24 protein-coding genes are annotated in these 23,641 nt (G+C 67.3%); 17 read left to right on the top strand and 7 right to left on the bottom strand.

Annotation, left to right across the window (positions count from 1 at the left end; genetic code table 11):
* Nucleotides 1-32: 32 nt before the first annotated feature.
* Nucleotides 33-1,490 carry a DEAD/DEAH box helicase gene (locus ABXS86_RS00655; RefSeq protein ID WP_353665300.1) on the top strand — a complete coding sequence of 486 codons (1,458 nt, stop codon included), beginning with the start codon at nt 33-35 and terminating at the stop codon, nt 1,488-1,490.
* Nucleotides 1,491-1,599: 109 nt separating this feature from the next.
* Here the strand turns inward: ABXS86_RS00655 and ABXS86_RS00650 are convergent, their stop codons facing one another.
* Entirely contained in the window at nt 1,600-2,460 is an 861-nt protein-coding gene (locus ABXS86_RS00650; protein ID WP_353665299.1) for a PHP domain-containing protein, read from the bottom strand.
* A 238-nt stretch (nt 2,461-2,698) separates the two neighbouring features.
* Here ABXS86_RS00650 and ABXS86_RS00645 point away from each other — a divergent pair, with 238 nt between their 5' ends.
* From ABXS86_RS00645 to ABXS86_RS00635, 3 genes are all read left to right on the top strand, one after another.
* Complete coding sequence (locus ABXS86_RS00645; RefSeq protein ID WP_353665298.1) at nt 2,699-3,730, top strand: endonuclease/exonuclease/phosphatase family protein; 1,032 nt, start codon at nt 2,699-2,701, stop codon at nt 3,728-3,730.
* Nucleotides 3,731-3,837: 107 nt separating this feature from the next.
* Entirely contained in the window at nt 3,838-5,286 is a 1,449-nt protein-coding gene (locus tag ABXS86_RS00640; RefSeq protein ID WP_353665297.1) for an aminopeptidase P family protein, read from the top strand.
* Nucleotides 5,283-7,133, top strand: coding sequence for a gamma-glutamyltransferase family protein (locus tag ABXS86_RS00635; protein WP_353665296.1), 1,851 nt, complete (start codon nt 5,283-5,285; stop codon nt 7,131-7,133). Before ABXS86_RS00640 ends, ABXS86_RS00635 begins: the two co-directional genes overlap by 4 nt.
* 215 nt (nt 7,134-7,348) lie before the next feature.
* Here ABXS86_RS00635 and ABXS86_RS00630 read toward each other — a convergent pair whose 3' ends face one another.
* Nucleotides 7,349-8,035 carry an alpha/beta family hydrolase gene (locus ABXS86_RS00630; protein ID WP_409988228.1) on the bottom strand — a complete coding sequence of 229 codons (687 nt, stop codon included), beginning with the start codon at nt 8,033-8,035 and terminating at the stop codon, nt 7,349-7,351.
* The gene (locus tag ABXS86_RS00625; RefSeq protein WP_353665295.1) at nt 8,032-8,802 is read right to left on the bottom strand and encodes a general stress protein; all 771 of its coding nucleotides are present in this window, start codon (nt 8,800-8,802) and stop codon (nt 8,032-8,034) included. The genes ABXS86_RS00630 and ABXS86_RS00625 overlap by 4 nt, the downstream gene beginning before the upstream one ends.
* 71 nt (nt 8,803-8,873) lie before the next feature.
* On the opposite strand from ABXS86_RS00625, the gene ABXS86_RS00620 reads away from it, so the two are divergent.
* Genes ABXS86_RS00620 through ABXS86_RS00610 form a run of 3 tightly spaced genes read left to right on the top strand, consistent with a single transcriptional unit; the run spans nt 8,874 to nt 11,934 of the window.
* Entirely contained in the window at nt 8,874-10,193 is a 1,320-nt protein-coding gene (locus ABXS86_RS00620; RefSeq protein ID WP_353665294.1) for a magnesium transporter, read from the top strand.
* Complete coding sequence (locus ABXS86_RS00615; protein WP_230704843.1) at nt 10,193-10,789, top strand: DUF1003 domain-containing protein; 597 nt, start codon at nt 10,193-10,195, stop codon at nt 10,787-10,789. The genes ABXS86_RS00620 and ABXS86_RS00615 overlap by 1 nt, the downstream gene beginning before the upstream one ends.
* A gap of 2 nt (nt 10,790-10,791) precedes the next feature.
* Complete coding sequence (locus ABXS86_RS00610; protein ID WP_373459220.1) at nt 10,792-11,934, top strand: Mrp/NBP35 family ATP-binding protein; 1,143 nt, start codon at nt 10,792-10,794, stop codon at nt 11,932-11,934.
* A 613-nt stretch (nt 11,935-12,547) separates the two neighbouring features.
* Here ABXS86_RS00610 and ABXS86_RS00605 read toward each other — a convergent pair.
* Nucleotides 12,548-12,919, bottom strand: a complete 372-nt coding sequence (locus ABXS86_RS00605) for a Sec-independent protein translocase TatB (protein WP_144835148.1) — start codon at nt 12,917-12,919, stop codon at nt 12,548-12,550.
* Nucleotides 12,920-12,991: 72 nt separating this feature from the next.
* Between ABXS86_RS00605 and ABXS86_RS00600 the strand changes: the two genes are divergently transcribed.
* On the top strand, nt 12,992-13,630 hold the full coding sequence (locus ABXS86_RS00600; RefSeq protein ID WP_154096380.1) for an O-methyltransferase: 639 nt from the start codon (nt 12,992-12,994) through the stop codon (nt 13,628-13,630).
* 423 nt (nt 13,631-14,053) lie between these two features.
* Here the strand turns inward: ABXS86_RS00600 and ABXS86_RS00595 are convergent, their stop codons facing one another.
* The gene (locus tag ABXS86_RS00595) at nt 14,054-14,224 is read right to left on the bottom strand and encodes a DUF3117 domain-containing protein (protein WP_144835152.1); all 171 of its coding nucleotides are present in this window, start codon (nt 14,222-14,224) and stop codon (nt 14,054-14,056) included.
* 190 nt (nt 14,225-14,414) lie between these two features.
* Between ABXS86_RS00595 and ABXS86_RS00590 the strand changes: the two genes are divergently transcribed.
* The 9 genes from ABXS86_RS00590 to ABXS86_RS00550 all read left to right on the top strand — a co-directional run bounded on the left by ABXS86_RS00590 (nt 14,415) and on the right by ABXS86_RS00550 (nt 21,098).
* Entirely contained in the window at nt 14,415-15,503 is a 1,089-nt protein-coding gene (locus ABXS86_RS00590; RefSeq protein ID WP_353665293.1) for a tyrosine-type recombinase/integrase, read from the top strand.
* Between the two features lie 958 nt (nt 15,504-16,461).
* Nucleotides 16,462-17,088: a hypothetical protein gene (locus ABXS86_RS00585; RefSeq protein ID WP_353665292.1), complete on the top strand. Its 627-nt coding sequence runs from the start codon at nt 16,462-16,464 to the stop codon at nt 17,086-17,088.
* The gene (locus tag ABXS86_RS00580) at nt 17,081-17,284 is read left to right on the top strand and encodes a hypothetical protein (protein ID WP_353665291.1); all 204 of its coding nucleotides are present in this window, start codon (nt 17,081-17,083) and stop codon (nt 17,282-17,284) included. Before ABXS86_RS00585 ends, ABXS86_RS00580 begins: the two co-directional genes overlap by 8 nt.
* 195 nt (nt 17,285-17,479) lie before the next feature.
* Nucleotides 17,480-17,968 carry a hypothetical protein gene (locus ABXS86_RS00575; RefSeq protein WP_353665290.1) on the top strand — a complete coding sequence of 163 codons (489 nt, stop codon included), beginning with the start codon at nt 17,480-17,482 and terminating at the stop codon, nt 17,966-17,968.
* The gene (locus ABXS86_RS00570) at nt 17,968-18,198 is read left to right on the top strand and encodes a hypothetical protein (RefSeq protein ID WP_353665289.1); all 231 of its coding nucleotides are present in this window, start codon (nt 17,968-17,970) and stop codon (nt 18,196-18,198) included. The genes ABXS86_RS00575 and ABXS86_RS00570 overlap by 1 nt, the downstream gene beginning before the upstream one ends.
* Nucleotides 18,195-18,617, top strand: coding sequence for a hypothetical protein (locus ABXS86_RS00565; protein WP_353665288.1), 423 nt, complete (start codon nt 18,195-18,197; stop codon nt 18,615-18,617). The genes ABXS86_RS00570 and ABXS86_RS00565 overlap by 4 nt, the downstream gene beginning before the upstream one ends.
* A gap of 675 nt (nt 18,618-19,292) precedes the next feature.
* The gene (locus tag ABXS86_RS00560; protein ID WP_353665287.1) at nt 19,293-19,886 is read left to right on the top strand and encodes a recombinase family protein; all 594 of its coding nucleotides are present in this window, start codon (nt 19,293-19,295) and stop codon (nt 19,884-19,886) included.
* Nucleotides 19,887-19,954: 68 nt separating this feature from the next.
* Nucleotides 19,955-20,209, top strand: a complete 255-nt coding sequence (locus ABXS86_RS00555) for a hypothetical protein (protein ID WP_353665286.1) — start codon at nt 19,955-19,957, stop codon at nt 20,207-20,209.
* Nucleotides 20,210-20,363: 154 nt separating this feature from the next.
* Complete coding sequence (locus ABXS86_RS00550) at nt 20,364-21,098, top strand: hypothetical protein (protein ID WP_353665285.1); 735 nt, start codon at nt 20,364-20,366, stop codon at nt 21,096-21,098.
* An 11-nt stretch (nt 21,099-21,109) separates the two neighbouring features.
* Here the strand turns inward: ABXS86_RS00550 and ABXS86_RS00545 are convergent, their stop codons facing one another.
* Entirely contained in the window at nt 21,110-22,378 is a 1,269-nt protein-coding gene (locus tag ABXS86_RS00545; RefSeq protein ID WP_353665284.1) for a hypothetical protein, read from the bottom strand.
* Nucleotides 22,379-22,486: 108 nt separating this feature from the next.
* A complete protein-coding gene (locus ABXS86_RS00540; protein WP_353665283.1) occupies nt 22,487-23,236 on the bottom strand; it encodes a TIGR02391 family protein in 750 nt (249 codons plus the stop codon).
* Nucleotides 23,237-23,641 lie beyond the last annotated feature (405 nt).

Below are 23,641 nucleotides of genomic sequence, written 5' to 3'. Positions count from 1 at the left end.
GCGGTCTCTCGCCGCCGGAACAGGCACGCACTATGACGACTTTCGCCGATCTCGGCGTCGACCAGGACATCGTCGACGCCCTCGCGACTAAGGGCATCGTCGATGCCTTCCCCATCCAGGAGCAGACGATCCCCCTCGGCCTTCCCGGCCAGGACATCATCGGTCAGGCCAAGACGGGTACCGGAAAGACCTTCGGCTTCGGCATCCCCGTGGTGCAGCGTCTCGGACCCACCCCCGAGCCCGGCGTGAAGGCCCTCATCGTGGTCCCCACCCGCGAGCTCGCGGTGCAGGTCTACGAAGACATGGACATGCTGACCTCGAACCGCCCCACCAGCGTCGTCGCCATCTACGGCGGCAAGGCGTACGAGGGCCAGATCGACCAGCTCAAGGCCGGCGCGCAGATCGTCGTCGGAACCCCCGGTCGCCTCATCGACCTCGCCAACCAGCGCCTGCTCGACCTGTCGCACGCGACCGAGGTCGTGCTCGACGAGGCCGACAAGATGCTCGACCTCGGCTTCCTCGCCGACATCGAGAAGATCTTCTCGAAGGTCCCGCCGGTGCGTCACACGCAGCTGTTCTCGGCGACGATGCCCGGACCGATCGTCGCGCTCGCCCGCCGCTTCATGTCGAACCCCATCCACATGCGCGCCAACGACCCCGACGAGGGCCTCACGCAGGCGAACATCAAGCACCTCGTCTACCGCGCGCACTCGCTCGACAAGGACGAGGTCATCGCCCGCATCCTGCAGTCGGAGGGTCGTGAGAAGGCCGTCATCTTCACGCGCACCAAGCGCGCCGCCCAGAAGCTCATGGATGAGCTCGGCGACCGCGGCTTCAACGCCGCCGCCGTGCACGGCGACATGAGCCAGGAGGCGCGCGAGCGCTCGATGGCCGCGTTCAAGGCCGGCAAGAAGGACGTGCTGATCGCGACCGACGTCGCCGCCCGCGGTATCGACGTCAACGACGTCACCCACGTGATCAACCACACGATCCCCGACGACGAGAAGACGTACCTGCACCGCGCGGGTCGCACCGGCCGTGCCGGCAAGACCGGTATCGCGGTCACGTTCGTCGACTGGGACGACCTGCACAAGTGGGCGCTCATCAACCGCGCGCTCGAGTTCGGCCAGCCCGAGCCCACCGAGACCTACTCGTCGAGCCCGCACCTGTACACCGACCTCGACATCCCCGAGGGCACGAAGGGTCGCCTCGTGACCGCGCCGAAGGCCGTCGCGCCCAAGCAGGTCGAGAAGAAGAACGAGACTCCGGATGCCGAGGGCTCCCGCGGTCCGCGTCGTCGCCGCCGTGGCGACTCGGCGACGGGTGGCGCGACCTCGACCGACGCCGGCGCAGCCGACCGCTCCGAGGGCGGCGGCGGCACGCACGACGGTGCGGGCAAGGAGCACCACGACGGCAACGCGGCTCCGCGTCGTCGCCGTCGCCGCCGCAGCGGCGGTTCGTCGGGCGCCCCGACGGCCCCCGTCTCCTGAGCGACGCACGCTGACACGGCGCCGATCCCCCTCGCGGGGGTCGGCGCCGTTTCGCGTGGCGCCGGGGTCCCGGCATCCGGGATCTCGATCACGCCGGGATCGCCGCCGCCTAAGGGAAGACCGGCGCCGTGCCGCGGCCGAGGGCGAAGATGCGCGCGACCATGTCGTCGGCCGTGGTGTTCTCGCCCGGCATGTTGGGCTTGCCGAGACCGTGGTAGTCGCTCGACCCCGTCACGATGAGGTCGCGCTCGGCGGCGAGGTCGGCGAGCAGCGCCGTGGGCTCGGGGAGGTTCTCGCGGTGGTGCAGCTCGAAGCCGGCGAGGCCCGCATCGAGCATCGCCGTCAGCACGCTGTCGGGGAGCAGGGCGCGACCGGCCGGGTGCGCGACGATCGGCACCCCACCCGCGCCGACGACGAGCTCGACCGCCGTGACGGGATCGGGTGCGTACAACGCGACATAGTAGTCGCCCGCAGGGTGAAGGATGCTCGCGAACGCCTCGGTCCGATCGACCACGATGCCCCGGGCGACGAGCGCGTCGGCGATGTGCGGGCGGCCGACGGTGGCGCCGTCGGTGGTCTGGGCGACGATGTCGTCCCACGCGATGTCGTAGTCGTGCGAGATGCGCTCGGCCATGATCTGCGCGCGGTCCAGGCGCGACGAACGGATGCGGTCGGTCATCGCCCGCAGGTCGGCGTCGTCGGGATCGACGAGGTAGGCGAGCAGGTGCACGCTGCGCCAGCGGTGTCGGGCCGACAGCTCCATGCCCGGCACGAACGTCATACCGAGAGAGGTCGCAGCCTCGGCCGCCTCGGCCCACCCCGACGTCGTGTCGTGGTCGGTGAGCGCCGCGGTGTGCAGACCGTGCCGGTGCGCCGCGGCCATGACCTCGGCCGGGGGCTCGGTGCCGTCGGAGTGCGACGAGTGCAGGTGCAGGTCGGTCGGTCCCTCGAATCGACGATGCTGCGGCACCCGTCGAGCGTATCGCGCCCGCCCTACGCGCGCGGGACGGGCGAGCGGCGCGGGACGGGCGAGCGGCGCGGTTCGGGGCGCGTTCTGCAGATCGGGGCGAATATGTCACGCCCAGACCTGAAGATCCCGCCCCAAACCCGCGAAGGTCGCCGGCCCCACCCCGCGCACCGGCCCGCACACGGGTGCCACCCGGGCGGCATCCGCCGATCTCCCAGACGGCTCACCTATGGTCGGGTGCGTGCGTCGATTGCTCGGTCTCCTGGTCGCGCTCGCCTTCGCGGCGGGCGCCGCTGTGCTGACGTTGCCGTCCGCATTCGGGCTCGAGCGCACCTTCCCGCTCGCGCAGATCATCTCGTTCCGCGCCCCGATCGCCGCCGCGCTGCTGGCGGCGACGCTGCTGATGCTGCTGTTCGCGCTCATCCGGCCGATCCGCGCCCTCGCGCTCGTGCTGGCGCTCATCTTCGGCATCTCGGGCGGCGTCAACGTCGCTCTGCTGAACCAGCGCGGCCTCGGCACCGAAGCACTGCCCGCCAAGACCGACACGAGCCTGCGCGTCATGACCTGGAACACCGCGGGCTCGGCGACCTCGGCCGAGTCGATCGCGCAGTTCGCCGTCGGCATGCAGGCCGACGTGGTGACCCTGCCCGAGACGACCATCGACACCGGCGCCGAGGTCGCGAAGCTGATGCGCGACATGGGACAACCGATGTGGGCGCACCACGCCGAGTACGGCGAGTACGGCATCACGGGGTGGGATGCCACCTCGACCACCGTGCTCATCAAGCCCGAGCTGGGCGACTACTCGGTGATCCAGTCGTCGCTCGACGGCTCGAGCAACACCTCGACCGTGCCGAGCGCGGTCGCCATGCCCGTCTCGGGCAACGGACCGATCATCGTCGCCGCCCACGCCGTCGCTCCCCGCGAGGAGTACATGACGCAGTGGCGCAGCGACCTGCAGTGGCTCGCGGATCAGTGCGCGAGCGACAACGTCATCCTCGCCGGTGACTTCAACGCCACGCTCGACCACATGACCGGAATGGGCGTCGACGGAGGCACCCTCGGTCGCTGCCACGACACGGCATCCGACAGCGGAAACGGCGGCGTCGGCACTTGGCCCACGAACGCCCCGGCCCTGCTGGGCGCGCCCATCGACCACGTGATGGCCACCCCCGATTGGACCGTGTCGGGCTCCGTCGTCATGCGCACTCTCGACGGCTCGGGCAGCGATCACCGCCCGATCGTCGTGCAGCTCGAGCGCACCGGCGGCTGAGGCGAGCCGCCCTCGCACGAGGCTCCAGATGCCACCCGCCCGGCGCCGCGTTCTCACCACGGCCGCGCATCCGTGCACAACGCGCGCGGCGGTGCGAGACTGGAACGATGGACGCCCCCTCCTCCACCGACACCGCCACGCAGACCGCCGACGCCACGACCGCCGAGCCCCAGGCCGAAGAGCAGAAGCTCGACGCCCCCAGCAATCGCAAGGCGCCGTTCCCCCGCGGCTTCCTCGACACGATCTCGACCGGCTGGGCCGAGCACCCCGCCGCCCTCCCCGAGCCGCGCGAGCAGGCGTCGTGGACGGCGCGCCGACGCGCGAAGGTCTCGGCGGCCTTCCCCGGTCAGCGTCTCGTGGTCCCCGCTGGTGGCCTCAAGCAGCGCAGCAACGACTGCGACTACCCCTTCCGCGCCCACTCGGCCTTCTCGCACCTCACCGGCTGGGGCAGCGACGCCGAGCCCGACGCCCTGCTCGTCTTCGAGCCGCGCGACGAGGGACACGAGGCCGTGCTGTACTTCCGCGAGCGTGCCGACCGCACGACGTCGGAGTTCTACTCGGATGCCTCGATCGGAGAGTTCTGGATCGGTCCGCGCCCCGCGCTCGACGGCGTGGCCGCCGACCTGGGCCTGGCCACCGCACACCTGTCGGACTTCACCGCCGGCGACGACGACCGCACGGTCGGCGGAGACGACCAGCTGACGCGCTTCGTCTCGGAGCTGCGCCTGGTGAAGGACGAGTACGAGCTGGCCCAGATGGCCCTCGCCGTCGAGGTCACCGGCCGCGGATTCGACGACGTGATCGCCGAGCTCCCCCGCATCATCGAGCACCCGCGCGGTGAGCGCATCGTCGAGGGCGTGTTCCACCAGCGCGCGCGCAGCGACGGCAACAGCGTCGGCTACGACACCATCGCCGCCTCGGGTCCGCACGCCTGCTACCTGCACTGGACGCGCAACGACGGGCCCGTGAAGCCGGGCGATCTGATCCTGCTCGACGCGGGCGTCGAGGTCGACAGCCTCTACACCGCCGACATCACGCGCACGCTGCCGGTGTCGGGCACCTTCACCGACATCCAGCGCCGCATCTACGAGACCGTGCGCGAGGCGGCCGACGCCTCGTTCGCCGCAGCCAAGGTGGGCGTGCCGTTCCGCCGCCTGCACGAGGCCGCGATGGAGGTCATCGCCGCACGCGTCGCCGAGTGGGGCCTGCTGCCCGTCACCGCCGAAGAGGCGCTCGACGCCGACAACGGCGGCCAGCACCGCCGGTACATGGTGCACGGCACGAGCCACCACCTCGGCATCGACGTGCACGACTGCGCGCAGGCGCGGCGCGACATGTACTACGACGGACTGCTCGAGCCCGGCATGGTCTTCACGATCGAGCCCGGCCTGTACTTCCAGATCGACGACCTCACGGTTCCCGAGGAGTACCGCGGAATCGGCGCGCGCATCGAGGACGACATCGTGATGACCGCCGACGGACCCGTCAACCTCTCGGCCGGCATTCCGCGCACGGCCGACGAGGTCGAGGAGTGGATCGCCCGGCTCAAGCGATGACGTTCGCGCCGGCGGCAGCGTTCACCACCCGGCCGACCCTGCGAGGCACGTTCGGCATGTCGGCCTCGACGCACTGGACGGCGACCGCCACGGCGCAGTCCGTGCTCGAGCGCGGCGGCAATGCGTTCGATGCGGCGGTCGCCGCGGCGTTCGTGCTGCACGTCGTCGAGCCGCACCTGAACGGTCCCGGGGGCGACCTCGTCGCCCTCGTCCGGCCCGCGGGCGCGGCGGAACCCGTCGTGCTCATGGGCCAGGGTCCGGCGCCCGCGCGCGCGACGATCGACCATTTCCGCGGCCGTGGCCTCGACCTCGTGCCCGGAGCGGGAGGTCTCGCCGCCGCCGTGCCGGGGGCCGTCGACGCGTGGCTCCTGCTGCTGCGCGATCACGGCACGTGGGAGCTCGGCGACGTGCTCGCCTACGCGACCGGGTACGCCCGCGACGGGCACCCGCTCGCGGCGGGGGCCGCGGCGACGATCGCCCGGGTCGCCGAGCTGTTCCGCGACCACTGGCCGACCTCGGCAAAGCGATGGATGCCGGAGGGCACGCCTCCCGCTGCCGACTCGTTGGTGCGCAACCCGACGTACGCCGACGTGCTCGACGGACTCGTCGCGGCGGGAGCGCGGGGCGAGCGGGCGCAGGCGGATCACGCGCAGGCGGACCGGGCGCTGGCGGACCGCGCGCAGGCTAACCGCGCGCCACGCGACGACCGTGCCGCGCGGATCGACGCGGCCCGTGAGCACTGGATGACCACCGTGCTGCCCGAGGCCGCGGCCTTCATCGCGCAGCCGCACCGGCACGCCGACGGCGCCGATCATCCCGGCATCCTGGACGCCGACGATCTGGCGACCTGGCGCGCGTCATTCGAGCCCGCCGTGTCGACGGGTTTCCGTGGGTGGGACGTGTTCAAGGCCGGCACCTGGACCCAGGGGCCCGCTCTGCTGCACACCCTTCGGCTAATCGAGGACTCTCCTGACCTCGACCCGTCGTCGGTCGAAGGAGCGCACCTGCTGCTCGAGGCGCAGAAGCTCGCCTACGCCGACCGCGACGCCTGGTTCGGCGACGCGGGCGGAGCCGTCGACATCGACGCCCTGCTCGCCGACGACTACGTCGCCGCCCGGCGGGCCTTGATCGGGCGCGAGGCCTCGACCGAGTGGCATCCGGGCTCGCCCGAGGGCCGCGACCCGGTGCTCCCGCCGCTGCGCACCGACCACGCCGGCACCGACGGCTCGACCGGAGAGCCCACGGTCGACCGATCGGGGCAGACCCGCGGCGACACGTGCCACCTCGACGTGATCGACCGCTGGGGCAACGTCGTGTCGGCGACCCCGTCGGGTGGCTGGCTGCAGTCGTCGCCGACCGTGCCGTCGCTGGGCTTCTGCCTGGGCACGCGCCTGCAGGCGACGTGGCTCGTGCCGGGGCACCCGGCCTCACTGACTCCCGGCCGTCGCCCGCGCACCACGCTGACCCCGACCCTGGTGTCGCGCGGCGACGAGGTGATCGCGATCGGCTCCCCCGGCGGCGACCAGCAGGACCAGTGGCAGCTGACGGTGCTTTTGCGCATGCTCGTCGGCGGGTACAGCGCGCAGCAGGCGATCGACGCGCCGAACCTCAACATCACTGCGCTCATCGACTCGTTCTGGCCGCGCACGTGGGTGCCCGCCGGGGTGGCCGTCGAAGACCGGCTGGGCGAGCAGGTCATCGAGGCCCTGGAGGAGCGCGGGCATCGCGTGCGCCGGGCGGGCGACTGGGCCCTCGGCCGCGTCACCGCCGTCGGGCGCGGAGCCGACGGCCTGCTGTGGGCCGCGGCGAACCCCCGCGGGGCGCAGGGCTACGCGGCCGGGCGCTGAGGCGGGGGGGGGGCGCGACGCGTCGCCGCGCCGGGCGGCGTCATGAGCGGCGCCGAGCGGAAAGGACGCGTGACCCCGACACAACTCCGGAGATTTCGACACACCGGTGGCCCCAGCGCCCTCCCCGGCGCGAAACTGCAGGAGTCGTGCACCGCATCGACGCGAAAACTCCTGCGTTACGCCCGCCGCGGCGGAGCGCCGACGCCCGGGGGGGGTCAGAGCGAGCGCGCGAACTCCGCGATCACCGGAGCCAGCGCCGCACCGATCTCATCGGCCGGGCGCCGCGCGCCCTTCACCTCGAACGAATGGTTGCCGCCGGCGATCCAGTGCACCGTCGCGTTCTGGCACGAGGCCACGACTTCGTCGAACTGCGCACGTGGATCGATGAACGGGTCGTTCTCGCCCTCGACGAACAGCTGCGGAACGGCGATGGCGGGCAGATGCTCGCGGCGCGGCTTGTCGGGCCGCCCGGGCGGGTGCAGCGGATACCCGAGGTAGGCGAGACCGACGGGGGCGATCACGCCCTCCGCCGCGGCGACGGATGCCATGCGCCCGCCGTACGATTTGCCCACGGCCGCGTACGGCCCCGGGGCGTTCGAGGCGAGCCAGGTCTCGACGCCGGCCCAGGTCGCCACGGCGTGCGGCGCGGGTCCGGGCATGCGTCGGCCCGCCTCGACGTAGGGGAAGACGAAGCGCAGCACCGAGACTCCCGAGCCCGCGAGAGCGTCGGCGAGACCTCCGAGGAACGGGTGGTTCATGCCCGCACCGGCACCGTGGGCGAGGGCGACCACGGCATCGGTTCCGGATGCCGCCGACCACAGGCCCGACACCTCCGTCGCCCCGGCAGGCAGGGCGACCGGGATGCGGACCGGCTCGGCGACCGGAGCGGGCTCGGAACTCACCGCTCGGTCGGGTGGGAGCCGTCGGGTGCGGCCTCGCGGGGCTGCTCGCCGTGCGGCTCATCGGCCTGCGGCTCAGCGGCCCGCGGCTCGCTCGGGCGCGGCTGCGTCACCGGGGGCTTGGGCGAGATCCGCTCGCCGTAGCGCGGGGGCTCGTCGTCGTGCGTGGGCGTCGACGAGGGCACGGGCGGACGCGGAGGAGCCGACGGGGCGTGCGAGCCGGGGGCCACGCGCTCGCCGTACTGGGGCGGAGCGGCATCCGTCGACGTCGAACGCGACACCACCGTGCGCTGACCCGCACCGGTCGGCCCGACGATCCCGCGCGCCTTCTGCGCGCTGCTGGACGCGACGCACACGTCGTAGTGGTCGGCGGCGACCTGCATGACCGAGGCGAAGTCGCGGCGGCGGCGCACGATCGAGTACGTGCCGAGGCTCAGCAGCATGCCGAGCGCCATGCCGACGAGCAGCACGCCGATGAAGGCCGAGATCTGCACCGTGGGGGTGCCCAGCACGAAGATGAAGGCGAAGAGCAGACCGAGCATGAGGCCGTTGAGCGCACCCGAGCGGGCGGCGGTGGCGTAGCCGAGCTTGCCGGTGATGCGTTCGATCGAACGCAGGCCCGATCCGACGATCACGATGTCGCGCGCGGGCACCTCGCCGGCGATCAGCGACGAGACCGCCTTCTGCGCCTGCTCATAGGTGGGGAACGAGGCGATCTTGTCGCCGACCTCGTCGCGTCCGGCACCCGGACGCTGCGCGAACATACTCATTTCACCATCCTGTCACGCGCGCCTGACCGTTCCCGAGGTGTTGCGGACGAGGCGCGGACTACGCTGTACCGGTGAGCACGCAGAGGGTTTTCGTCGCCCGCTTGGCGGGCTGCACGGTGTTCGACCCAGCGGGAGACCGTCTGGGCAAGGTGCGCGACGTCGTGGTGATCTACCGCGCGTCGGCGGCGCCGCGCGTCGTGGGCCTCGTCGTCGAGATCCCCGGCCGTCGACATGTGTTCGTGTCCATCGGACGCGTCACCTCGATCCAGTCGGGCCAGGTCATCACGACGGGCCTCATCAACGTGCGCCGCTTCCAGCAGCGCGGCGGCGAGGTGCGGGTGATGGCCGAGATGCTCGGTCGCCGCGTGAGCCTCGTCGACGGCTCGGGCACCGCGGTCATCGAAGACGTCGCGATCGAGCGCAACCGCCTCGGCGAGTGGGACGTGGGGCAGCTGTTCCTGCGTCGCCCCCGCACGAGCGCGTCGCCCTTCGCCAAGGGCGCCACGACCTTCGCCGCGTGGACCGAGGTGCGCGAGAACCAGGCTCCCGGTGAGGCCCAGTCGGCCGAGCAGCTGGTGGCGACCTACTCCGAGCTCAAGCCGGCCGACCTCGCGAACACCCTGCTCGACCTGCCCGAAGAGCGCCTCATCGAGGTCGCCGAAGAGCTCAGCGACGACCGCCTCGCCGACGCGCTCGAAGAGATGCCCGAAGACGAGCAGGTGCACATCCTCGAGCAGCTCGGCGACGAGCGCGCCGCCGACATCCTCGACGCCATGGAGCCCGACGACGCGGCCGACCTTCTGGGTCAGCTGCCCGAGTCGCGCTCCGAGCAGCTGCTCGAGCTCATGGAGCCCGAAGAGGCCGACGACGTGCGCGCCCTGCTGCAGTACGGTCCCGACACGGCCGGTGGCCTCATGACGCCGGAGCCCATCGTGCTGTCGGCCGATGCCACGGTGGCCGAGGCCCTCGCGCTGATCCGCCGGCACGAGCTGCACCCCGCGCTCGCGGCATCCGTGTTCATCACCCTCCCGCCGTACGAGACGCCCACCGGGCGCCTGCTGGGCACCGTGCACTTCCAGCGGATGCTGCGCTATCCCCCGCACGAGCGCCTCGGCGCGATCATCGACGACACCCTCGAGCCGGTGCCCGCCGACGCCACGGCCGCCGAGGTCGCGCGCCTGCTCGCGAGCTACAACCTCGTGTCGCTCCCGGTCGTCGATCAGGCGCACCGCCTCGTCGGCTGCGTGAGCGTCGACGACGTGCTCGACTACCTGCTGCCCGACGACTGGCGCACGCACGACGGCGATGATCCGAAACCCAAGACGACGATCCGGCCCGCGCATACGCAGAGCATTCCGACCCAGATCCCCCAGACCCCGAGGAGGCGCTGATGGCACGCAACAACCGCACCCCCGCCCTCGATGCGCCCCGCGGCCGCACCGGCGTTCTCGCCCCGCGGGCGCCGCAGCCCTCTCGTGACCGCTTCGGCCGCTTCACCGAGTGGGTGGCCCGCGCGATGGGCACGCCCACCTTCCTGCTGTCGCTGACGCTGTTCTGCGTGGTGTGGATGGGGTGGAACTCGCTGGCCCCCGACGAGTTGCGCTTCGACTCCGCCGCGATCGGCTTCACCGCCCTGACCCTCGTGCTCTCTCTGCAGGCGTCGTATGCCGCTCCCCTGATCCTGCTCGCGCAGAACCGTCAGGACGACCGCGACCGCGTGCAGATCGAGCAGGACCGTCAGCGCGCCGAGCGCAACCTCGCCGACACCGAGTACCTGGCCCGCGAGATCGTGGCGCTGCGCATGGCCGTGCGCGATCTGACCGACGAGGTCATCACGAAGGACTCGCTGCGCGCCGAACTCCGGGCCGCGCTCGAGCGTCTCGACGCCGACGACGACGCCCCGCGGGCGGAGTCCGGACGCGCGGAAGCCGGGCGCGGAGACCTCCGCCGGGGCACGCACTCCGAGCCCGCGCGGCCCGGCTCGTGAGCATCGATCTCGCCGAGCGGGTCCGTTCCGCCGTCGCCGCGGTCACCGATCCGGAGCTTCGGCGTCCGCTCGGCGAGCTCGACATGCTGCGCGAGATCACCGTCTCGGGCACCACCGCCGAGGTGGGCATCGCGCTGACGATCGTCGGATGCCCGGCCGCCGACCGCATCGAAAGAGACGTGGCGGATGCCGCGGCCTCGGTCGACGGCATCGACGCGGTCGACGTGCGGGTCGGGGTGATGTCGCCCGACGAGCGCAAGGCGCTGACCGAGAAGCTCCGCGGAGGCCGCGCCAAGCGCGAGATGCCCTTCGGCCCCGACTCGCTCACCCGCGTGATCGCCGTGACCAGCGGCAAGGGAGGTGTCGGCAAGTCGACCGTCACCGCGAACCTCGCCGTCGCCCTCGCCGCTCGCGGGCTGCGCGTGGGTCTGATCGACGCCGACGTGCACGGGTTCTCGATCCCGGGCCTGCTCGGCCTCGTCGACGCTGACGGCCTGCCGCCCGCGCCGACCAAGCTCGACGACCTGATCCTCCCGCCGGTCGCCTACGGCGTGAAGGTCATCTCGATCGGGATGTTCCTGCGCCGACCCGGTGAAGAGGCGGCAGGTGCCGTCGCGTGGCGCGGGCCCATGCTGCACCGCACCGTGCAGCAGTTCCTCACCGACGTGTTCTTCGGCGACCTCGACGTGCTGCTGCTCGACATGCCGCCCGGCACCGGCGACGTCGCGATCTCGGTGGGCCAGCTGCTCCCCCACGCCGACGTGCTCGTCGTCACCACGCCCCAGGCCGCGGCGGCCGAGGTCGCCGTGCGCTCGGGACTCGTCGCCCGTCAGACCGGCCAGCGCCCCATCGGCGTCATCGAGAACATGGCCGCTCTGACCCTCCCCGACGGCACCGTGCTCGACCTGTTCGGCTCCGGCGGCGGAGCAGAGGTGGCCCGCGCGCTCTCGAGCGAGGGCGTCGAGGTGCCGCTGCTGGCATCCGTGCCCCTCAGCACCGCGCTGCGCACCGGTGGCGACGACGGCCGCCCGGTCGTGCTCGCCGATCCCGACGATCCGGCCGCTCGCGCGATCAACGCCGCGGCCGCGGCCCTGGCCGTGCGTCCGCGCGGCCTTTCGGGCAAGCCGCTTCGTCTGAACGTCTGACGGGGCGGGCCGCCCGAGGGCTCGGCTCCCAGGTGGCTGAGCCTGTCGAAGCCACCGAAGCCCTGCGCAGGGCCGGCCTACCGCGCACGCCCGGTCCCTTCGACAAGCTCAGGGACCTCCGCAACCCAGGTGGCTGAGCCTGTCGAAGCCGCCGGAGCCCCGCGCAGGGCCGGCCCACCGCGCACGCCCGGTCCCTTCGACAGGCTCAGGGACCTCCGCAACCCAGGTGGCTGAGCCTGTCGAAGCCACCGAAGCCCCGCGCAGGGCCAGCCCACCGCGCACGCCCGGTCCCTTCGACAGGCTCAGGGACCTCCGCAACCCAGGTGGCTGAGCCTGTCGAAGCCACCGAAGCCCCGCGCAGGGCCGGCCTACCGGGCACGCCCGGTCCCTTCGACAAGCTCAGGGACCTCGATTCGGAGCCCCGCGCACGCCCGGTCCCTTCGACAAACTCAGGGACCTCGATTCGGAGCCCCGCGCACGCCCGGTCCTTTCGACAAGCTCAGGGACCTCCGCAACCCAGGTGGCTGAGCCTGTGGAAGCCACCGCAACCCGCGCGCAGGCCCGGTCCCTTCGACAGGCTCAGGGACCTCCGCCGCCTCAAGGACCTCGCGCGTCAGGTGGCTTCGTCGTCGAACGGGGGACGCTCGCCGGCCACGAACGGCGTCGTGTCGGGCTTCTCGCGGGCGGCGAGGGCGGCGGCACCGGCCGCGCGCATGGTCGCGGTGGGGGTGTCGTCGAGCAGCGCCTCGCGGATGATGCGGCGCGGGTCGTACTGACGCGGGTCGAGCTTCTTCCAGTCGACGTCGTCGAACTCGGGGCCCATCTCGTCGCGCATGCGCGTGCGGGCACCCTGCAGGGTCTCTTTCGCGCGCTTGGTGAACTTCGCGAGCGCCTCGGCGTACCGCGGAAGTCGCTCGGGGCCGACGAGCAGGGCGGCGATCACGCCGATCAGCATCAGCTTCTCGATCGTGAGGCCGAAGAACATGCGTCCAGATTACCGGCCGCGCCTGGAGGTCGAGGCACCCCCGGCCGTCTAGCCTGAGAGAAGGAGGTCCACGTGAGCGGTCATGAGGCGAACGAGCGGTTCGTGCAAGAGTCGACGGTCGAGCCCGAGCACATCGCTCGCGCCCGGGCCCACGCACTCGAGCTCGGCGCGGCGCCCATCAGCCCCGCCATCGGCGCCCAGACGGCCGTGCTGTCGGCGGCATCGCGTGCCCTCAACATCGTCGAGGTCGGCACCGGCGGCGGCGTCTCGGGCCTGTGGCTCATGCACGGTTCGCCGCGCGCCACGATCACGACGATCGACAGCGAGCCCGAGCACCTCGGCGCCGCCCGTCAGGCCTTCGCCGACGCGCGCATCGCCCCCGCTCGCGCGCGGTTCATCACCGGCCGGGCATCCGATGTCCTCCCGCGCATGAACGAGGCGTCGTACGACATCGTCTTCATCGACGCCGACCCCGAGGGCGTCATCGAGTACGTCGAGCACGGCCTGCGTCTCGTGCGCGCCGGTGGAACCGTGCTCATCCCACGCGTCCTGTCGCACGGCGCGGTCGCCGACCCGGTGCGTCGCGACGCGATCACCACGGCCTACCGCTCGCTCATCCAAGAGGTGCAGTCCTCCCCCGCGGTCATCGGCGCCCTGTCCACCACCGGCGAAGGCCTCTTGCAGCTCACCACGCGCCCCAGCGAGGTCTGACGGTTCCGGATGCCATGGCATCCGGGTTCTGACTCTTCCGGGCCTCGGCCCGGCCGAGGCGTCCCGTCGGGTACCGGGCCCTTCGACACGCTCAGGGACCTGGGTTGCGCCGGGTCCCCGGCCCTTCGACACGCTCAGGGACCTGGGTTGCGCCGGGTCCCCGGCCCTTCGACAGGCTCAGGGACCTGGGTTGCGCCGGGTCCCCGGCCCTTCGACAGGCTCAGGGACCTGGGTTGCGCTGGGTCCCCGGCCCTTCGACAGGCTCAGGGACCTGGGTTGCGCCGGGTCCCCGGCCCTTCGACAGGCTCAGGGACCTGGGTTGCGCCGGGTCCCCGGCCCTTCGACACGCTCAGGGACCTGGGTTGCGCCGGGAACGACGAAGGCCGGCCCCCTTGGGGACCGGCCTTCGCGAACGGATGGTCGTCAGGCGGAGACGACACCACCGAGCACGTCGTAGAGCTCTTTCGCTTCGGCGTCATTCACCGAGACGACGAGTCGCCCACCGCCCTCGAGCGGCACGCGCACGATGATCAACCGGCCCTCCTTCACGGCCTCCATCGGTCCGTCGCCGGTACGCGGCTTCATGGCTGCCATCGCGGCCCCCTTTTCCTCGTTGGTCTTGCACTCAGTTTATCGGGTAACGCACAGGGTGATGCGCGTCAGGGGATCTGCCAGCGCCCCTGAACGCCAATTGGCAACTGGGGACGTCGGTGGCGTGCCAAGTTCGTGCCAACTCAGATTGAACAAACGACCTCGTCGGGCGTATAGCCAACGGGAGGTCAAGATGACGAAGGACACCGGGAGCGTTCGCAAGCTCCCCTCAGGCAAGTACCAAGCGCGGCGTTGGGACGCGGCAAGGGGAACCTATGTGTCCCTCGGGACGTTCTCGACGCCGGAAGAAGCGCACCGCGAACTGATGCGCGCCGACATCATCGCGGAGGCTGGGTACGTGCCAGTGTCCAGCGTGACGAGGGACCACAGCGTCGCGGCGGGCAGAGAACCGTTCGACCGCTACGCGGAGCGCACCCTGAGCACCCGCTATAGCAGTGGGGCTATCCAACGCAGCACCTTCCACAAGTACAACAAGCTTCTTCAGGGCTATCTCATCCCCACCTTCGGGAAAATGGCGATTGCTGACATCAGGATTGCCGATGTGGAGCGCTGGTGGGCCGCCATGGACAACAATAAGAACCAGAGACGCGGTGCCTACATGGTCATGTCTCGTCTCATGAAGAAGGCGCTCAAGGACGGACTCACCAAGAAGAACCCCTGCCAGGTGGAGGCATCTAGCCGCGACCACTCCAACAAGCGTCCCACCTTCACCCTGGAGGACGTGAAACTCCTTCTGTTGCTGGAGCCTGACCTCCAGATGAGAACCCTGCTCTGGGTTCTCCTGGGCACCGGGATGCGCGTAGGTGAAGCGCTGGCACTCGACTGGCAGGACGTGGACCTGAACGAGGGCTTGATTCTGGTCAACAAACACTTCTCAGAGTTCGGGATGACCGAAGGCACCAAGGGCAAGAAGGACGGCAAGCGGCATCTCGCAGTACCGCAGGAGGTAGTGGACGCGCTCCTAATTCTTCGGAGGGAGCGGAAGCCCAGCGCTGAGGAACCGGTCTCCAAGACGAACTCCGGGAACCGCATGGGTTACTACGGCCTGTTGAAGACGTTTACGGCTCTTCGCTCCCAGGCTGGCCTGGCGGATTTGCACATCCACGACATACGCCATGTTCACCTGACGTTGTTTGGACAGCACGCGACTCTTGCCGACCTCATGGCGAGGGCTGGACACGATGACTACCGCAGCGCGATGCGGTACCAGCACTCTGATGCGGAACGGCAGAAGAAGATTGTGAACCAGATGACTTTCTAGAAAGACGCCTGGCATACATAGCGCACCGCACCATGAACGTTGAGGCATGTGTTTCTCCCCGTGCGCGAGGTGTCGAGCGCGCGATATATAGAGCATGAACCTTCAAGAAACCGTCGTTGCTCTGCACGCCACCAAGCTTCCTCGCCTTCGACAGCGACAGTTGACCCGAGAGGCCGCGCACGCCCCGTCAGACGCCGCTAGGGCAATCCTTGTGTCTCGCGCACGCTACGAGGCCCAGAGGAGCACAGAGGAGCATTTCGCGACGGTCAGGGCCGACATGCTGGCACGTTGGGAGAACGCCCGCGAACGGGAGGGATATGAGCCGCCTCCGGTTGTGCCGAAGCCCCGTCCCAGGGAGTTCCCCGAAGCTCGCCCCGTTGTCGTAACGTGGACCGCTCCCAGCAAGCCCGACATCATCAGACCTGAACGGCGGTCTGAGATTGTCGGCGCGAATCGGAGTGTTCGGGTGAAGGCGACGAGAACACCGGGGCCGAAGGCGGTACCCGACGAGATTCTGCAAGCGGTCAAGGTCACAGAACCCGCCAAGCCCAAGAAGAGTCCTCACGCCGACCAGTCACCCGTGAGCCTGCCCGAGGGGAAAGAGCATGGCTTGCAGAGCTATCGAGATTACGCATGCCGCTGCCACGTTTGTCGCGAGGGTAAGCGCGCCTCAAGAACACCGACTGGCACGCGTGCGCCAAACGGCACTATTCCAGAATGTGGAACGTTGGCGGGTTACTGGAAGAAAAAGTGTCGGTGCGAACCATGCCGCACCGTTGCATCAGAGTACACGCGGGCACGATACGCAGCGCGGAAAGCGCAAAAAGAAGAAAACACGGCGTAGACTTATCTATACGCCCCTGCGTTCTCGTTGTCCAATCCGAGCCGCAGGGGTTTCTCTTTTGAGCGAATGTAGTTCATAGACGTATAAGAGTACGTCACACGATTGGACATCGAAATGCTCGTTACAGACCTCATTGACCCCATCGAAGACGTCCTGGAGGTCGCTCCTGAGAGTGTCAAGAAACTAACACTCCCCCGGAGTGTTAGTAGAGCTAGGAACTACACGCTCCCAGGGTGGGCAAAGCCCCTCAGGAGGACGGTTCATGAAACTCAACAAGAGTTTGCCTTCAGAACCTTCTACAGCCGCCTCATCAAACGTGGAATGCGGCTCATGGGTCAGGGTTGCGTAGAAAAACCTGAGCAACTTCTTGAATCTCTGACTACATACGCTCCCGATGCTATTCAGCAAAGCAAGTTGCGCATTGTAAACCCCGAAGACTTCGACGGTTCCAGTTCTCTGGCCCGCCACGCTGGATACACCTGGGGCAACGTGGACTACTCCGTCCAGAAAGCTACGACCTTTGTCCTTGAAAACTTCGACTCAGAGGCGTATAGGGATTTCCAGCAGCGGGGAGAAGCGGCAGGCAGGAAGACAAAGCACAGTGTTGACCAGTTTCTTGAAACTCGGCATATGACAGTGACGGAAGCGGCACGGCACCTGGGATTCAGCCGCCCCACCGTGTATGCCATGCGCTCCTACTATGCAAACGTAAATCTAGAAACAGGAGAGGTCGATGAGTAACCAGTTCTGGCCAGCTACGCACAAACAACGCCTGTTCATCGAATCCCTGGAGGAGCGTCTCGGGGAAACACCCTCTGAGACGCGCGAGATGACAGTCTCCGAGGCCAGCACGCGCATTGGATACCTTCTCCAGGTAAAGAACGCAAAGGAGCTTGTGGACGCCGTCGAGTTGCCCGCCGACCTCACGGCTAACTAACAGGATTTATTCTCGAATTCGTCCCAGAAAACACGTGTATGTCCCGCCGACCGCGCGATAGTAGACAGAGAAGAAGAGCGAAGGAACCGCGCGGGGTTTCCCTTCCTTTTCCCCGAAATGTTGGTACCGGCCTTCGCTCTTCTTCCTCGAGACGCAAGGGATTATAGGGATATGACTTCAGGAAGAACCTCGACGGTGGTGAATCACCCACAGCGAAACCGCATCGACCAGATGTTGGACGACGGCGTTTCTTACCGTGTCATTGGCACGGAAATGGGCCTCACACTGAGTTCGATGGGTCGATACGCGGTTTCTCGAAAGTCGCAGCTTGCCCGTGTTATGGACGATGAACCCAATACGGTTGATATCGGCTTGCGACTCAAAGAAGCCGCAGACCTTGCCCGTGACCTTCGTAGACGCGTAGGTGGTGTCGGGACTCCTCTAGCTCAGGCACGAGCAATCAAGGTCGAAATGGATGCTCTTGCCTCTCTGCGTACCCACGTGGGTGGGGACGACATCACTGCCCTGGACGTGCTCGAAGAAGCTCAAGACGTGGTGAACGCCGTCGTAGACCTCGCAAAGAGCCACCCCAAGGCGGCTTCGGCGCTTGCTGACCACATGGCCGAAAGGAAGAGTCTCCGTGACCTGACCAAGAGCCTTCGAACCCGAATCGAGAAGTACTGATGAGCATTGAAAACTTCCCACGCCGAATCCGAGCGCTGACACACTTCACCGCGCCAGATGGTGGCTGGAGCGGCTACCTCGCCCGCCCCGGCGACGTACTCGACATCACGCCAAGGATGTACGAGCAGACACAGGATGACACCGGCGCTAGCTGGTTGGACTTCAGCCCTGAAGAACAGACCGCCCTCTACGGGACTCCCCGTTTTGAGGAAATCGAGGAGACATCATGACCGACAAGAAGACCTTCCCCAGGACCCTGCACGCGCTTTCGACCATCACCCTTCCCGACGAAACATTCAGTCCATCGGCATGGGGTTCCCTGGGGACACTCGTAAACCGTGGCCAGCAGGTCGAAGTCTCTGAGGCCCGCTACGAGGCCACGAAGGACCGGGCTGGCAACAGTTGGATGGACCTCACGGAGGAAGAGCAGGAAGCTCGTTGGGGTGAAGTTAGATTTCGCTGGGGCGCGAGTCCAGACGACGTGCGTCCGTGGGACCGTGACGAAGGCCTGAAGAACCTCCTCCGCGAGACTGAGCTTGCCGAGGCTCGGAAGCTTGAAAACACAGCAGAGCGCGCCGACGCGGTAGCCACCATTTTCCAGAAGTACGGTCGCGGCCAGACCTCATCCACCGTTGCCTACATCGGCTGATTCAGGGAGAACTTCGATGACTGATGACGCCGAGTCCAGAGCCTGGCGCGCTGAGATGCGTAAGACCGCACTAGCCGAAGAGGCCATGCTCAGGACTATTTACCAGCCTGCAAGATTCGGTGACGAGCAGACCGACGCCGACCGCGCTGCAATCGAGAGATTGAGCGCCCTCTAGCCCCAGACTTGCCCGCTTCTCGACAAAAGCCGAACCCGTCCAGTGCGGGACCGGGAGGAGGGGCACGAGTCACCCCCGCCGTATGGGATTCTCCTCCTTTAGGTCGGTTGGGGGTGACTCGCCACAAACTGCCCGCTTCTCGTTAGATACCGAACCTGCAGCCGTGCAGGACCGGGAGGAGGGGTGAACCGCCCGCTCTTGTTTCAAGGTACCGAGCCTGCCACCGTGTGGGACCGGGAAGAGGGGCGAGAGCTTCGCGTGACGCCTCGAAAAAATGGGACTCCTTTACCCCCTAGTTGCCGGGGCATCACGACGGAAGCTCACAGCACGGCCCGCACCCTTTTTTGAAATGCCGAGGGGGGGCCGTAGCTGTTTCTAAACCAAGGATTTGAGACGGGGCCGCTTACTCCACCGCCCTCAGCCGCCGAAGAAGATTTTGTGTCCAGAAACTAGTCTCTGCCACTTGTCTCAAATTGGCGGTACGGGTTACAGTACGAGACATGGATACGAGCAAGCGTTTCGGGTACGCGAGGGTGAGCACGTCCTCACAACTGACCGACCGGCAAGTTGACGCTCTCGCCAGCGTAGGCATCGACCAGGTCGACATCTTCACCGACCGGATTTCTGGGGCACGACAGGACCGTCCAGGCTTGACCGACCTCCTCAGCCGCGTGCGGCGAGGCGACTCCGTTACCGTTCACAGCTTCGACCGCTTGGGGCGAACCGCCCTGCACGTTTTCCAAACTCTCTCCGACCTCGAAGACCGAGGTGTCACCGTCTACTCCCTTAAAGAATCCGAACGCGCCTTCTCTGGGGCAGCGGGCAAGTTCATGCGTGATGTCCTGATTCTCGTCGCTGAACTGGAGCGCTCGATGAACGCAGAACGGGTCGCTGAGGCAAGAGCGGCGCGGGCCGCGCGCGCGAAGGTCGGGGAACAGGTTGCCGGTCGCCCGCGAACAGCGATGACTCCCGAGAAAATTAAGAAAGTCAGGGGCATGCGCGCTATCGGCTTGCCCGCGAACGACATCGCGCAGGCGACAGGCATGTCCCGCGCCAGCGTGTACAGGATTCTTTCGGAGGTGGGCGATGAGTAGCACACGCTCCCCTGGGCTCCTACCGGCGCGGCTGGCCGCCGCCGTGTAGTCACCCTAAGGAGGACCCCATGGTCCACATCGAAGAAGTGCAGTTCAACTCCCGCACCATCATTCGGTGCGACCGCTGCCCCAAGCGGATTCGCGTCGGGCGGTCGGACGGCTGGAACATCATCTACAAGCGCGGTGTCATCATCGGTTTCTTGTGCTCGCAGTGTCAGACGCCCGAGGAGAACGCGGAAGCTGAAATCAACGAGGCCACGCTCGACTATGGAGTGGACGCGTTCGGCCGGGCGGTTGCACGCCCGAAGGGCGCTTTCGAGTGACCTCATGCATCCACTAGCAGGACAGCTAGCTCGCCACAGAACGCCCCCAGGAACCTCCTGGGGGCATTTCTGTCAGCCGTGTCGGGCTGCGTTTAGATGATGACTCGCCGCGCGCTGGCCATGCTGACCCGTCCCGCGCAGGCATAGTCGGGTCATGGTCGAGGAGTCCGAGGACGACTACGTGGCACGCATGGACGCGCTGCGCGAGCAGATTGCGAATCACCCGGGCCGCCTCGCGCACCAACGCTGGAATTCCGTCCGGATGGTCCACAGTGCGCTCAAGATGAACGAGAACTTCCTTGTTCATCTCGTGGACTTCGACAGCCCGGAGGGGCAAGAGCGGGCCTTTGCCATGATGGGCCAGGAGCCTGAGCAACGCGCGAACCTGGAGCAGTTCTGGTTGGCCCTCTTCCTTTTCCTCGCAAACTACACGTCAATGAACTCGACCCTCGTTGAGCATGTGCGTGGGCTCATGGCGAACTACCGTGGCACTCCTTTCGCTCAGGAGGAGGAGAGGCGGCGACGGGCGCTCGGGTTCGCGCCGGTCACCCAATTCGTGAAGGACCTCCGGAACACCATCACCCACGTGACGACGCCGCCCATGTCCTTCGAGATGAACCTCACCGCGAACGAGGCGGCGTATGCCGCGAAAATGTCATCAACAGCGCTGCTCAACACCGGCCGCTTCAGTTCTGCGTCTAAAAGCTATCTGGCGGCTCGTCAGGAGGTTGTCATTGCTGAAACCATTGCCGAGTACGCGAAACTTCGCGAGCAGTACTATCAGTGGTTGTTCTCCCAATTTCTAGAGCTTCATGGACGCGACCTCCAGGACCACGACCGCCTCGTGAGACAGCAGCACGCCTTCCACGGTCGGTTCAATGGGTCGTAGGGGTCAGCCGCTCACCAGGCGCGGCCGATGATTGCAAGCGGGTCTGTCTGAATGGTCTGCCAAGCACCGCGCGAATCCGTCTCGGTGCGCACGTGCTGGTCTTCATCCACGCGCAGCCACCGCACTTCTGATTCCTGGGCTTCACCGGCGACAGTGAGGGTCACCCAGACGTGTGCGACCCCAGGTCCGCGCATCTCTACCCGTATGACCTCGTAGTCGTCCAGTGGGGAGACCTCAAAGCGCTTGCGGATGTCCCCAATGAACGCACCCCGGGACTTCGCCTTTGTGAATTCGTGCAGGAACGGAGCTAGCTTTCCGTAGTTTCTGGTCTTCCAGGCCTTCAGCATCGCTGTCGCGGCTTGCACGACCGGTTCAGACAGCACTGCTTCAGCACCATCAGCGGCTACGGACGCCGCCCGTGGAACCCACTTGTCCATAACCTTTTGTTGCCGGGCGTTGTCAGCCAACTTCTTGAGCGTGTCCGTCCACGAAGGCGACGGGGGCTCAGGACGCGCAGCCTCTTCGAGTGCGTGCGACCAGTCGACCAGGGCAAACAGGCGGTTCCAGGCTTTGGACGCGACGACGAGGTTGTCAAAGTTGGTCAGGTTCCCATGGACGATGCCGTTGCGGTACAACTCAAATACCGGCTCGGCACTCGTTTTCTTGAAGCTCTTCGTGAAAGAGGCTTGCGTTGCGGCCAACCCCTGGTGATGTGCCGTGACAGAATCCCAGGCCACTAGCTCCTCACCGTCACGGGTATGCAGGCCCCGGCGCTGCTGCCCGACGTCGTTCACGAACCCATCCATCACTGAGAGCAGCACGAGAACGACGGAGTAGTACCGCCCCTCCTGATAATCGCGCCAAGCAGCGTCGATGAGGTCCGCGCGGGGCCGAAGCGCACTCACGCTCTTTGTGCGAAGCAGAACCCACCGCATCCGGTCTTCATCTCGGTACTGCGCAATGAGAGCGGCCTCCGCAACATCTGCGTCGCCGGTGCTCACGGCCTCGACTAACGGGTCCAAGCCGAGATTGTCGTGGAAGACCCAATGGCGCTCACCAAGCACCTGGTAGAAACGCTCGACGGTTCCAACGATGCGTTCGAGTTCGGCCTCCAACTCTTTCATCTGCCCCCGCAGTTTCGGACTCAGGAAGAGCAGCAGCTTGAGGCCAGCCAGTTCAGCGGCCATTTTCTTGAACTTTGGGATGTCGTAGGCGCTCGGGTAGCCCGAAGCGGGAGGCGGGTCAGCCTCGCCGCGACCTTGTGCGGCGTTCTTGGTCATAGCAATCCGTTCGATGAAATGCGCCCGCATCACGGTCGAGGCGCGTTGACCTGTACGGCGGCATGATTACACCGACGTCAGACATCGGTCGATGACCGGTCGTGTGTTCTAGGAAGCCACCACCACTTCACACCGGTCTATCCATCGAGCGAGGATGCTGAGAGTCGCAAGCTGCTCTAGCGCCTCCTGCCGTTCCATGTCTTCAGTGGAGTGGGTCGCAGGATTTCGAATCGCGGAGAACACGCCCTGGGCCATGTTCAGGATGCCTACGCGCATCGTCTTGACCGTGAGGTCGTTGTCCTCTCCAGGCCACCGAAGACGCGGCTTCCCTTGGGCAGCGTCCCCCATCGAAAACACTTCGCGCATCAGTTCAGAGTCAGACACGTCCCGCCGTCCGCTGATGTCTTGAACATGCGCGTTTAGGAAGGTTGCCGCCCGCTGCACTGCGTCGGAGAAGTGCCCCGCATCCCACCGCTTCGACGCGGCCTCCCAAACGAGCGGATGGAGCGCGTCCGCAGCCATTGAGGGCGCGCTGCTCCCGAGGTTGGCAGAAGTCTCTGCCTCTGTGCGAAGCCGCCCAATTGCGTAAGTGGCCAGGTCGATACCGGTAGCGACCCAGTAGTCCCCGTCGGTGTCTCTGTGCAAGATGACCGGCAATTCGTCCAGTTCCAGCACTGTCGCAAGCACGCGCCGCGTCTGGTATTCACGCTCGCGGAGATTTGGAAGGCTCGGGTGCGACGCTTTGACCCATCCCTTGGCCTCACCGTGACCGGAGAATGGGTCATTTTCAAACGCGCGCGATGATATCGCCGTCTTGACCCACCAGTCGAGCACCCCGACAGCCCACTCCGTATTCATAGGCCCGACACTAGCGGTGTGCCAGGTCACCACGTCGGCACCGGTCGCTCCGGGGCCTACAGGCCGAGGTGTTGCGGATACTTCGACGGGTCGAGCCAGAATCGTCGCACCACGTCTACTCGTTCCTCGAAATCCGTGTTGCCCTCAAGCCGGTGCTCCTGGCCGGTGTCGGGGTGGAGGCCGTAGGCAAAATAAAAGAGGTTTCGCGCGCCGCTCAGGTGCTTCGTCTCGACACGGCCAATGACCTTCCCGTCTAGCCTCACGGCGCAACGGGGTAGCTCACTACGGCGTCTCGGGTTCGCGCGCGGAAGAAGCTCCACAGTGACTCCGGGGGCGTGCATGGCGTGGACAATACGCCGAGGGTCCGACATCACATCCAGCAAAATCTGCGGGCCAACCCCCGAA

Source organism: Microbacterium sp. che218 (assembly GCF_040436305.1).
Classification (GTDB): domain Bacteria; phylum Actinomycetota; class Actinomycetes; order Actinomycetales; family Microbacteriaceae; genus Microbacterium; species Microbacterium algihabitans.
Note: the sequence above shows the minus strand (reverse complement) of the source record. Positions and strands in the feature narration are given on the sequence as shown.

Excerpts from the sequence above, each read along its gene's own strand:
- ABXS86_RS00655 (WP_353665300.1), top strand. The coding sequence starts at position 33 with ATGACGACTTTCGCCGATCTCGGCGTCGACCAGGACATCGTCGACGCC.
- ABXS86_RS00640 (WP_353665297.1), top strand. The coding sequence starts at position 3,838 with ATGGACGCCCCCTCCTCCACCGACACCGCCACGCAGACCGCCGACGCC.
- ABXS86_RS00635 (WP_353665296.1), top strand. The coding sequence starts at position 5,283 with ATGACGTTCGCGCCGGCGGCAGCGTTCACCACCCGGCCGACCCTGCGA.
- ABXS86_RS00625 (WP_353665295.1), bottom strand. The coding sequence starts at position 8,802 with ATGAGTATGTTCGCGCAGCGTCCGGGTGCCGGACGCGACGAGGTCGGC.
- ABXS86_RS00615 (WP_230704843.1), top strand. The coding sequence starts at position 10,193 with ATGGCACGCAACAACCGCACCCCCGCCCTCGATGCGCCCCGCGGCCGC.
- ABXS86_RS00605 (WP_144835148.1), bottom strand. The coding sequence starts at position 12,919 with ATGTTCTTCGGCCTCACGATCGAGAAGCTGATGCTGATCGGCGTGATC.
- ABXS86_RS00595 (WP_144835152.1), bottom strand. The coding sequence starts at position 14,224 with ATGGCAGCCATGAAGCCGCGTACCGGCGACGGACCGATGGAGGCCGTG.
- ABXS86_RS00590 (WP_353665293.1), top strand. The coding sequence starts at position 14,415 with ATGACGAAGGACACCGGGAGCGTTCGCAAGCTCCCCTCAGGCAAGTAC.
- ABXS86_RS00585 (WP_353665292.1), top strand. The coding sequence starts at position 16,462 with ATGCTCGTTACAGACCTCATTGACCCCATCGAAGACGTCCTGGAGGTC.
- ABXS86_RS00580 (WP_353665291.1), top strand. The coding sequence starts at position 17,081 with ATGAGTAACCAGTTCTGGCCAGCTACGCACAAACAACGCCTGTTCATC.
- ABXS86_RS00570 (WP_353665289.1), top strand. The coding sequence starts at position 17,968 with ATGAGCATTGAAAACTTCCCACGCCGAATCCGAGCGCTGACACACTTC.
- ABXS86_RS00565 (WP_353665288.1), top strand. The coding sequence starts at position 18,195 with ATGACCGACAAGAAGACCTTCCCCAGGACCCTGCACGCGCTTTCGACC.
- ABXS86_RS00560 (WP_353665287.1), top strand. The coding sequence starts at position 19,293 with ATGGATACGAGCAAGCGTTTCGGGTACGCGAGGGTGAGCACGTCCTCA.
- ABXS86_RS00555 (WP_353665286.1), top strand. The coding sequence starts at position 19,955 with ATGGTCCACATCGAAGAAGTGCAGTTCAACTCCCGCACCATCATTCGG.
- ABXS86_RS00550 (WP_353665285.1), top strand. The coding sequence starts at position 20,364 with ATGGTCGAGGAGTCCGAGGACGACTACGTGGCACGCATGGACGCGCTG.
- ABXS86_RS00545 (WP_353665284.1), bottom strand. The coding sequence starts at position 22,378 with ATGACCAAGAACGCCGCACAAGGTCGCGGCGAGGCTGACCCGCCTCCC.
- ABXS86_RS00540 (WP_353665283.1), bottom strand. The coding sequence starts at position 23,236 with ATGAATACGGAGTGGGCTGTCGGGGTGCTCGACTGGTGGGTCAAGACG.